Raw genomic sequence first — 9,635 nt, 5'->3', positions numbered from 1 at the left:
TCTCACGACTACATTTTGCCTGGAACTCCGCCAAAAGTGAATACCCAATTTCCAGTTGTCAAGGAACGTTTTTGTTCCAAGCTGGGCTTCTTTTAAGGGATGGATCAATTGGTGTTACAAAAACTATCTTACGAGGGGGGGACCGGCAGAAGTGAAAATTTCTGGGACTTCTTTGTAGCCAGTAGGGTTATTTAAAGAAAAGTTGTCTGGCACCCTGCATGTTGGTCTAGCAAAATGTAAATTTTCACGGTTCAGTTAGAACAAAAAGAAAGGAGAATGGGAAATGACACCTGAAAGGGAAAAGGATATTCTGGGGAGACTGGCGGAGGGTGTACTCAATTATGATGAGGAAATGGTGCGCCAGGCGGCCCAGGAGGCACTGGATGAGGGCATGGACGCCAATAAGGCCGTGTTCGAGGGACTGGTAGAAGGAATGAAGAAGGCCGGTGACCTGTATGAACAGCAGGAGTACTTCGTCCCTGAGCTTCTCATGTGTGCCGATGCTCTTTACGCCGGTTTGGAAATACTCCGCCCTCATATGCAATCGGCAAAAGGAGAGGGTGGGGTGAAAGGCCAGGTGGTGATGGGGGTAGTCCAGGGAGACGTGCACGATATTGGTAAGAACCTGGTAAAAATCATGTTTGAAGCGTCCGGCTTTGAGGTGCACGACCTGGGGAAAGATGTGCCTCTGGAAAAGTTTGTGGAGGAACAACTGAGAACTGATTCGGAAATTGTTGCCCTGTCGGCCATGATGACCACCACCATGGTGGGTATGAAAGATATTATTAAAGCCATTAAGGAAAAAAACCCCAGGGCCAGGATTATGATTGGCGGCGCTCCGGTAACCGATGAAATTGCCGACCGTTTCGGGGCGGACGGTTATGCCAAGGATGCCAGCAACGCCCTGAAGGAAGCCATAAACATGATTGCCTCATTAAGGGAAATGTAAACTGGAACCGCCCCGGGTGGTCCCAGGAGTGGTTTTTACGCGTAGATCCACCCTCCCGGGATCTGAGGCAAGGGATAACGAGAAAGTTTGAGTAAAGGGAGGTAGAAGCGAAAGTGCAGCACCAGGTAATCTTTCAGCCCTCCGGCCGCCGTGGAATGGTGGAGCGCGGAATCACCCTGCTGGAAGCGGCCAGGGAACTGGGTGTGGACATAGAAAACCTCTGTGGCGGTGCCAAGGTCTGCGGGAAATGTAAGATTAAAATAGAAGAAGGATTTTTTGAAAAGTTCGGCATCGATTCCAGCATGGAACATCTTTCGCCGCTGCAGGAGGAAGAAAGGGACTGCCTTACCGAAGCAGAACTGGCGGACAACTACCGTTTGGCCTGCTGCTGTGAAGTGCTGGGGGATGTGCTGGTCTTCGTGCCCGAAGAAAGCCGGGGAGCCAAACAGGTGGTGCTGGAGACGGGCAAGGAAAGAAAGTTCAACCTGAACCCCGCCGTGCGCAAATATTATGTCGAAATGCCGGAAGCCACCCTGGAGGACCACCGGGGTGATTTCGAGCGCCTGCGGGAAGCTCTTCACAAGCAGCACGGCCTCCCCGCGGACCTGGAAATCGACTATTTTGTGCTGCGGGACCTGCCCAATGCAGTCCGGGAAGGTCAGTGGAAGGTTACGGCGACCGTCTGGTGCGACAGGGAAATTATCCGGGTGGAACCGGGAATGACAGACACTCTGGTCGGCCTGGCGGTGGACATCGGTACGACCACGGTGGCCGCCTACCTGTGCGATTTGCGCAGCGGTGAGGTGCTGGTGGTTGACTCCATGATGAACCCCCAGGTGCGCTACGGCGAAGATGTGCTCTCCCGGATTACCTATGCCATGATGAATGAAGACGGACTGGAGAAAATGCACCAGGCCATTATCGAGGGGCTGAACACCCTGGCCCAGCGGATGACTGAAAAAATCGGCCTTTTGCCTACCGACATCGTAGATATGACTCTGGTCTTCAACACCGCCATGCAGCATATCGCCCTCTGCATTGATCCCAAATTCCTCGGTCGTTCTCCTTTTGCCCCCGGGACCAAACAGTCGAGGAACATCAAGGCCCGCGATCTGGGCGTTAACATCTGCCGTGCCGCCATCATCCATACCCTCCCCGTGGAATCGGGCTTTGTGGGTCCGGATAACGTGGCCGTGCTCATTGCCGAGGAACCCTACCGGGAACCGGAGAAAATCCGCCTCATCATTGACATCGGTACCAACGGAGAAATCGATCTGGGCAACGAAAAACGCCTGCTCTGCACTTCCTGCGCCACCGGCCCGGCCCTGGAAGGGGCGCAGATCAAGTTCGGCATGCGTGCCGCACCGGGAGCCATTGAAAAGATACGCATCAACCCCGAAACCCTTGAGGTTTCCTACAAGGTCATCGGGCAGGAACAGTGGTATCCGGAAATCCAGAAGACGGAGGCCAAGGGGATCTGCGGCTCCGGGATTATCGATATGGTGGCTCAGCTTTTCCGTTCCGGCGTCATCGATCGTTCCGGCCGGTTTAACATGAAGATCAATCACCCCCGGGTCCGCCGCGGTGCCGACGGGAAACCGGAGTTTGTGGTGGCCTGGGCTGAGGAAACGGCCATCGGCAAGGATATCACCTTTACCCAGGGGGACGTGCGCGCAGTGCAGCTGGCCAAGGCGGCCCTTTATGTGGGTGCCAAATACTTGATGGAGAAGCTGGGCGTGGATAAGGTGGACAGCGTAACCCTGGCGGGTGCCTTTGGCAGTTACATCGACCGGGAAAGTGCCATGGTCATCGGCATGTTCCCGGATTGCGATCTGGAAAACGTGCAGGCTGTGGGCAACGCCGCCGGGGATGGCGCCAAACTGGCCCTGCTGGACGTGGGCAAGCGGGAAGAGGCGGCCTGGATTGCCCGGCAGGTGGAATTTGTGGAAACGGCTATTGAGCCGGATTTTCAGACCCGTTTTGCCGCCGCCATGGCGTTGCCGCACTCGACGGATAAGTTCCCGCACATCCAGCACATCCTGGATGCCATTCCCAAACGCTAAAGGAGGAGTCTTGCATGTTTAAACTGAACCGCCCCCAGCGGGTGTGCCGCATCGGCCGGTGGAGCATCGGCGGGCAGCCCGGGGAAAACCCGCCCCTGCTGATTTCCTCCATGTTTCACAACGGCGATAAAATTCTGGAATCACGCAAGGAGAGGAAATTTAACCGGGAGAAGGCCGCGGAGTATGTAAAGCGGCAGGAAGAACTTTCTGCCCAGACGGGCGTGCCAGCCCTGGTGGCCATGGTGGCCACATCTTTGGACGAGATGAAGACCTACATCGACTTTTTCCTGAGCATCAGCGACCAGCCCTTCGGGATCGACATGTGGGTGGAAAAAACCCGGCTGGAAGTGGCCGAATACATTGCACAACTGGGTATCCAGGACCGGGTATTGTACAACAGCATTACCCCCTGGGACAAGGACATCCCCGGCCAGGTGGCCCGCCTGAAGGAACTGGGCATCAAGCATGTGGTGGTTCAGGCCTTCAACCAGGAGGACCAGACCCCCAAAGGGCGGGTAACCGGGCTCAAGAAGATGCTGGACATAATTGGTGAGGACACCTTTGAAACCATCCTGGTGGATACTGCCGTCATGAACCTGCCCTCCACCTCTTTCTCCTGTATTGCCTGCCGGCTGGTCAAAGAAGAATTCGGCTGGCCTGCCGGGGTGGCTTCCTCCAACGGCACCTACATGTGGAAGGCAGCCAGGGAAATGTGGGGCAGCGACGGTTTCAACGCCATGAATGCCGCGGGCCAGGCCATTGCCGCCCTGCTCTGGAGCGATCTGCTGTTCAGCGGTCCAATAGTCAATATTCCGAAAATTATACCTGCCGTCACCACCGCCAGTCTGATGCTGTCAACACTGGTTTATGATGAGACAGGTAAACTACCGCCGAACCAGGATCACCCCCTGTACAAATTCTTTGCAGATTTTGTGAAGCAACTGCAGTGATGGGGTTGTGCCGGGTCCCGGTTGTCAATTAGAAAAGGAGGCACAATCGGTTATGCCTGAAATTACTGAAGAAATGAGGAATATGGTTGAAAAGGAGCAGTGTTTTATCGTTACCGCCGATAAAACGGGGCAGCCTTCCGCTGCCCCCAAGGGCTCCATGCTGGTGCTTGACGGGCAAACACTGGCTTACGGGGAACTGGTAGGCAAACAGACCTACCGCAATATGCTGGAAAACCCGAAGGTGGCGGTGGTGGTTGCCGACCGCCGGGCGCTCAAGGGCTACAGGTTCATGGGCCGGGCTGAACTGCACTCAGAGGGGCCACTTTATGACCGTTTTGCCGAAAAGTTTGCTCAAATGGGCCTGCCCAGGCCAAAGGCGGCGGTCAAAATTATCCTGGATGAAATCTACGATCTGTCAGTGCGCAATCCGGGTGAAAAAATTTATTAAGTACAAGGAGGTTACTCCATGTCCATGAAACCGCGGGATAGGGTTCTGGGTCTTTTTGAAGGAAAAGAAGTGGACCGCATGGCCTGCTACAGTGGTATGGGCAACGTGACCACGGCAGGCCTGGAGCAGCTGGGTTACAAGTTTGCCGAAGTACACACGGATCCGGTGAAAATGGCCAATTCAGCGGCCACTTCCTACAAGCTGTTTGGTTATGAGTGTGCCGTCGTTCCCTATGACATGTGTGTGGAAGCGGAGGCCATGGGCTGCGTCATGAACGCCTATGAGGACGTGGCACACCTTTTGTATCCGACCATTAAGGAAAAGCTGATCCACTCCCCCGACGAAATGACCAAGGTAACCATTCCGGACAATATAGCCGGGCGGGGCCGGTTTCCCCTGGTGATGGAGGCCATTTCCCTGCTCAAAAAAGACATCGGTGACGAAGTGGCCATCGGTTCCTGGTTTTTAGGTCCCTTTACCCTGGCCGGTCAATTGATGGACTTGAACGACCTGTTCAAGCTGGTCTTCAAAAAACCCAATGAAGTGAACATTTTACTGGACAGGTTGGCCGACCTGATCATCACCATGGCTGCCAAATACCGGGAGGCCGGTGCGGACTACATCACCATCCGGGAAATGGGCGCTCCCACCGACGTGCTCAGTCCGCGGAGCTTCCGCCAGGTCATCAAACCACATCTGGAGAAGATCTTCAAAAACATTCCGTCGCCGAAAATCCTGCATATTTGCGGGGATACCAACCTTATTATAGGCCTCATGAACGAGTGCGGCGCCGACGCGATCAGTGTGGAGACGAAAAACGACCTGGTTAAGAGCCGGGAAACCATAGGTTCTGAACCGCTGCTCTTCGGCCACGTGGACGGATATAACGTCCTCTGCAACGGGACGCCGGAAGACGTGGAAAAGGCGGTCCTGGCCAGCATGGAAGGCGGCGTGGACGCCGTCTGGCCGTCCTGCGACATCTGGCCGACCGCTCCCCTGGAGAACCTGCGGGCCATGGTTGATACGGTTAAGAAATACGGTGCGGAAAAATGGGCTCGCAAAAACAGGTAAAATAAGAGGCCTAAAAGCGGTGAAAATTGCAGTTTCTCGTCCCGCCTGTGCGGGAATTGTAAGCGTAGCTTGATTGTTTTGGAATGGAGGCTTTCAGGATGGCCATGGAAAGTGCACTGAAGCATTCCCTGACGGCATTTGAAATAAAAAGGTACCTGCTCGAACTGGGGGCCACCCTGGTGGGTTTTGGCGATGTCAGCCAGGGCCTGGCCCGGGAATTACGGCACCTGCCGGTAGCCATTTCCCTGGCCATCCGGCATCCATCTCCCGGGCGAAACCTGATCAATACCAGCGGGGGGCCTATTTATTCCAACCGCTACCAGCATATAGATTTAAAACTGGAACAATTGCAGAAGCGCCTGGTGTCCTTGCTGAAGAGCCACGGATTTAAATGCCTGGCCATACCCCCTGATTCCCACCGGCACGATACCAGGTTTGTGGCCCGCCTGTACCCCCTCTTCCCGCACAAGACGGCGGCTACCTGTGCAGGTCTGGGCTGGATCGGTAAGAACGGCCTTCTGGTGAACGAAACCTATGGTCCCCGCTTGAGCTGGGCTACGGTGCTGACAAACGCTCCCCTGGAGGTCTGTGCTACACCCTATGTTTCCGGCCGTTGCGGCAAATGCCGCCGCTGTGTGGAAGCCTGCCCGGCCGGAGCCATTGCCGACCGGGAGTGGGTGCGGGATCAGGGGCTGGTGCCACATATCGATGTGGAGGCCTGCCGCCGCCAGCTGGAGATAAACCGGCAGCAGGTGGGGGAGGATATTTGCGGCCTCTGTATCCTGGCCTGCCCCCGGGGGCAGGCCAACCTCCAAGAAGCACGGGACCTCCGGATTTTAAGGTGAATACACATAATTTATCTCGTTCGGTAAGCGGGACGGTTTTTAAATAAGATAAATTGTCGAAAAATTAAGAATGCTCATTGAAATTTTGTGAAAAGGAAAGGATTAAAAGTGAAAATCAGGATAGTAAGCGGCTTTTTGGGGTCTGGGAAAACCACCTGTATTTGCAACATGCTGGAAAAGAGGGAAGGTATCACCGGCGTGCTGGTAAATGAGTTCGGTGATATCGGCATTGATGCTGAACTGATCCAGCGGGGAGAAGCGGTGGATATGATTGAGCTCCCCAGTGGCTGTATTTGTTGCACTCTGAGAAATGATCTCGTGCAGGCGGTAGAGGAAATAAAACCAGGGTCAACCCGGAACGTTTGATTATTGAACCATCAGGCCTAGCGGTGCCTTCGGGTATCCTGGAGGCTCTGGAACCAGTAAAGGAAAAATTGAGTTTGGAGATTGAAGCGATCATCGGTATCGTAGATGCCGACGGTTTTTTGCCCAACCTTGAGTCCGGCCTGTTTGGTGATTTCTATACCGACCAGTTGGCCAATTCCGATATTATTCTGATCAACAAGGTGGATTTGGTTTCGCCGGAAATGCTCCAAAAGGTAGAGGAAGAGATTCGCAAGTATAACCAGTCGGCGATCATCCTCCATACTGTAAACTGCCGGACCGAAATCCCGGCACTGGAAAAACATGAAGGAATTGATTATCTACATTTACACTTTGATCATGAATTTGACTCCCTCGCCATTACTCCGGGAGGTATTTTCCGGCGGGATGGCATTGAACAGGTCCTGCGGGACGCAAGAGAAGAAAAATTTGGTCATATCTATCGTGCGAAAGGAATTTTTCAAACCGGGGAGGGTTACTACAACTTTGACTTGGTCCACGGCCAGATCAATTTTAAGAAACTAAAGGGTGGGAGTGGCAATAAGTTTATCTTTATCGGCAAAGGTTTTGATAAAAAGGCGGTTGAGGAAAGCCTGGCCCGGGCCAGGACATAAAACCCGGGGAAGGAGAGATTACCTGGCATGGGCACCGTTGTAGAATGGAAAATCGGGGACGTTTGGACTCAAAAGGAACCCTTTTATCTCCCGGTGGGAAAGGAAATACAACTATTTGAAGCCGCGGCGGCTGGACGGCTGCCGGTGATGCTCAAGGGGCCCACGGGATGCGGGAAGACCAGGTTTCTTGAATATATGGCCTACCGGTTACACCGTCCCCTGGTTACCGTGGCATGTCACGAAGATTTAACCACTGCCGACCTGGTGGGGCGATATCTTTTAAAGGGTGAAGAAACAGTTTGGGTCGACAGACCGCTTACCACGGCTGTAAAACGCGGTGCCATCTGTTACCTGGACGAGGTGGTGGAAGCCCGCAAGGACACCATCGTGGTTATTCACCCCCTCACTGACGACCGGCGCTTTCTTCCACTGGAAAAAAAGGGGGAAGTAATTAAGGTGCCGGATACCTTTATACTTGTTAGCCGGAAAACGTGAATGTTTTTCCGGTCCGGGAAAAGAATCAGGCCCTGTTAAGATTAATGCTGGTGCACGAAATGGCTCATCTGGCGGAAGGCACTTACCGGTTAACCGCAGCCGAACTGGCGGAGGCGGCCCGGCGCACTGGTTTACCGGAGGCGCAACGGGGAGAAGTATCCTGTCTGGAAGAGTGGCTGGACCTTTTCCCGGACTATGCCCTGATGCGTACCGTTTTTGAACTGGTGGAAGACGCCCGGGTTGATCATCTTACCCGGGTGAGATATCCGGGACTGGTCCGGGAATACCATAAGTTTGGCAGGCTGGCGCCGGTGTCCTTTCCCTCCGGTACCCGGGAGGCCGGGCTGGCTTCCCTGGCCAGGTTGTCTTTGGGGCAGCCGGCCCCGGAAGATATGGCCATCGAGCCGGGTCTTCTTCTCCAGCAAAAAATATTTGCCAACCGGTCGGCTACCGTGAAGGACAGCCTGGAAGTGGCCGCCGCCTGGTACCGTTTTCTAGCAGAGAAGCCTGCTGCCGGAGGGCAAGCCCGTTACCCCCAAGCCCTCTACCGGGGCCGGTTACGGCCGGACCTTGTTGCCGTCAATGCCGAGGTGGAAGCTGAATCCTCGCCGGTAAAGAGCCGGCAGAGGGCTGAAAGCCGCCTTCGGGTTAAGCCGGGTCCGCCAGGTACGGCCACTGCCTACCGGACGGGCAAATTTTACGGTGCCTTAAAAAGCCTTTTGCAGGGCTTTTTCCAGGAAGAATACAGAGCCTACCGCAACGTTTACTACTACGATGAGTGGGACGTTACTGTGACCGGATACAAGCCTGACTGGTGCCGGGTGGGTGAAGTTGTTTTGCAGTCCAGCACCCGGCGGTTTGTGGAACAAACGTTAAGGGATTATTACGGCTTGATCAGCACTCTGAAAAGATATTTCGCCCTGTTACGTCCGGACCGCTTCCGGCGCTACCGCTGCCAGGAGGAGGGGGAACAGGAGGATATTGACGCCATTGTGGAGGCCTGGGCCGAGCGAGCCGTGGGGGCGCCGGCTAGCGGGTTCATGATCCGCCGGGATAAACGTTTGCGGGATGTGACGGTGGCCTTTTTATTGGACCTTAGCGGCTCCACGAACCAGGTTTTGGACAACGGAAAGACCATTCTGGATATTGAAAAAGAAGCGGTCATTATCATGGCCGAAGCACTGGAGGTGATTGGTGACCGCTACGCCCTCTACGGGTTTAACGGGGAAGGGAGACAGAAGGTTAATTTTTACATCGTTAAAGAGTTTAACGAGCCATACGGGCAGCAGGTCCAGCAAAAGTTCGGGGGTATGGTCAGTGATGGCCTCACCCGCCTGGGGGCGGCCATCCGGCATGCCACCAACAAGCTGCAATCGGTAGAGGCAGCGGTAAAACTGCTGCTGATCTTGAGCGACGGGCGACCCTACGATGTGGATTACTGCGCTCGAAAGGCAACAGCGATCTGCGCTCTTGGTTAAGTGCAGACTATACGCTTTATGCACGGGAAGACTGCCGCATGGCTCTTCGGGAAGCACGAATGAAATGCATAACGCCCTTTTGCATTACGGTGGATCGTAAGGGAAAGGAATATCTGGAGGAAATTTCTGGACCTGGCGGGTATGTGGTAATTGACGATGTGACCATGTTGCCGGAAAAATTGCCATTAGTTTATAAAAAGTTGACCGTTTAACGGAGGAGGAACATCTTATGCAAAACAATATCTGTGGAGCCGGTCTATCCGCACGCCCGGGAGAACCCTGCCCTCGTTGCGGAACTCCTGGCTTGCCTGTTCAGGTGGTCACCGTATCCAGTTTGG

At 54.5% G+C, this 9,635-nt stretch carries 11 protein-coding genes and 1 pseudogene; all 12 read left to right on the top strand.

All coding sequences use genetic code 11. From position 1 onward, the window contains the following. Positions 1 to 283: 283 nt before the first annotated feature. Positions 284 to 949 carry a corrinoid protein gene (locus ACPLUI_RS07325; protein ID WP_424659613.1) on the top strand — a complete coding sequence of 222 codons (666 nt, stop codon included), beginning with the start codon at positions 284 to 286 and terminating at the stop codon, positions 947 to 949. A 113-nt stretch (positions 950 to 1,062) separates the two neighbouring features. Next, positions 1,063 to 3,012 carry an ASKHA domain-containing protein gene (locus ACPLUI_RS07320; RefSeq protein ID WP_424659612.1) on the top strand — a complete coding sequence of 650 codons (1,950 nt, stop codon included), beginning with the start codon at positions 1,063 to 1,065 and terminating at the stop codon, positions 3,010 to 3,012. Between the two features lie 14 nt (positions 3,013 to 3,026). Further along, a complete protein-coding gene (locus ACPLUI_RS07315; protein WP_424659611.1) occupies positions 3,027 to 3,962 on the top strand; it encodes a tetrahydromethanopterin S-methyltransferase subunit H family protein in 936 nt (311 codons plus the stop codon). 52 nt (positions 3,963 to 4,014) lie between these two features. Then, on the top strand, positions 4,015 to 4,410 hold the full coding sequence (locus ACPLUI_RS07310) for a pyridoxamine 5'-phosphate oxidase family protein (RefSeq protein ID WP_424659610.1): 396 nt from the start codon (positions 4,015 to 4,017) through the stop codon (positions 4,408 to 4,410). Between the two features lie 18 nt (positions 4,411 to 4,428). After that, positions 4,429 to 5,481: a uroporphyrinogen decarboxylase family protein gene (locus tag ACPLUI_RS07305; RefSeq protein ID WP_424659609.1), complete on the top strand. Its 1,053-nt coding sequence runs from the start codon at positions 4,429 to 4,431 to the stop codon at positions 5,479 to 5,481. 98 nt (positions 5,482 to 5,579) lie between these two features. Next, positions 5,580 to 6,326 (top strand): 4Fe-4S double cluster binding domain-containing protein, encoded by a 747-nt coding sequence (locus ACPLUI_RS07300; protein ID WP_424659608.1) that lies wholly within the window; start codon positions 5,580 to 5,582, stop codon positions 6,324 to 6,326. 87 nt (positions 6,327 to 6,413) lie between these two features. After that, positions 6,414 to 6,692, top strand: a complete 279-nt coding sequence (locus ACPLUI_RS07295) for a GTP-binding protein (protein WP_424659607.1) — start codon at positions 6,414 to 6,416, stop codon at positions 6,690 to 6,692. Continuing rightward, on the top strand, positions 6,689 to 7,324 hold the full coding sequence (locus ACPLUI_RS07290) for a GTP-binding protein (protein ID WP_424659606.1): 636 nt from the start codon (positions 6,689 to 6,691) through the stop codon (positions 7,322 to 7,324). The genes ACPLUI_RS07295 and ACPLUI_RS07290 overlap by 4 nt, the downstream gene beginning before the upstream one ends. Before the next feature lie 27 nt (positions 7,325 to 7,351). Next, positions 7,352 to 7,819: an ATP-binding protein gene (locus ACPLUI_RS07285; RefSeq protein WP_424659605.1), complete on the top strand. Its 468-nt coding sequence runs from the start codon at positions 7,352 to 7,354 to the stop codon at positions 7,817 to 7,819. Next, the gene (locus ACPLUI_RS07280) at positions 7,816 to 9,297 is read left to right on the top strand and encodes a nitric oxide reductase activation protein NorD (protein ID WP_424659604.1); all 1,482 of its coding nucleotides are present in this window, start codon (positions 7,816 to 7,818) and stop codon (positions 9,295 to 9,297) included. Before ACPLUI_RS07285 ends, ACPLUI_RS07280 begins: the two co-directional genes overlap by 4 nt. Before the next feature lie 89 nt (positions 9,298 to 9,386). Beyond that, positions 9,387 to 9,509 carry a hypothetical protein gene (locus tag ACPLUI_RS07275; protein ID WP_424659603.1) on the top strand — a complete coding sequence of 41 codons (123 nt, stop codon included), beginning with the start codon at positions 9,387 to 9,389 and terminating at the stop codon, positions 9,507 to 9,509. 17 nt (positions 9,510 to 9,526) lie between these two features. Continuing rightward, positions 9,527 to 9,635 (top strand): annotated as a pseudogene (locus ACPLUI_RS07270) ((2Fe-2S)-binding protein); the annotation flags it as partial.

This window comes from Desulfofundulus sp. (genome assembly GCF_049701015.1).
Classification (GTDB): domain Bacteria; phylum Bacillota; class Desulfotomaculia; order Desulfotomaculales; family Desulfovirgulaceae; genus Desulfofundulus.
Note: the sequence above shows the minus strand (reverse complement) of the source record. Positions and strands in the feature narration are given on the sequence as shown.

Coding starts and splice junctions, on each gene's coding strand:
- ACPLUI_RS07315 (WP_424659611.1), top strand. CDS start 3,027: ATGTTTAAACTGAACCGCCCCCAGCGGGTGTGCCGCATCGGCCGGTGG.
- ACPLUI_RS07305 (WP_424659609.1), top strand. CDS start 4,429: ATGTCCATGAAACCGCGGGATAGGGTTCTGGGTCTTTTTGAAGGAAAA.
- ACPLUI_RS07300 (WP_424659608.1), top strand. CDS start 5,580: ATGGCCATGGAAAGTGCACTGAAGCATTCCCTGACGGCATTTGAAATA.
- ACPLUI_RS07285 (WP_424659605.1), top strand. CDS start 7,352: ATGGGCACCGTTGTAGAATGGAAAATCGGGGACGTTTGGACTCAAAAG.
- ACPLUI_RS07310 (WP_424659610.1), top strand. CDS start 4,015: ATGCCTGAAATTACTGAAGAAATGAGGAATATGGTTGAAAAGGAGCAG.
- ACPLUI_RS07325 (WP_424659613.1), top strand. CDS start 284: ATGACACCTGAAAGGGAAAAGGATATTCTGGGGAGACTGGCGGAGGGT.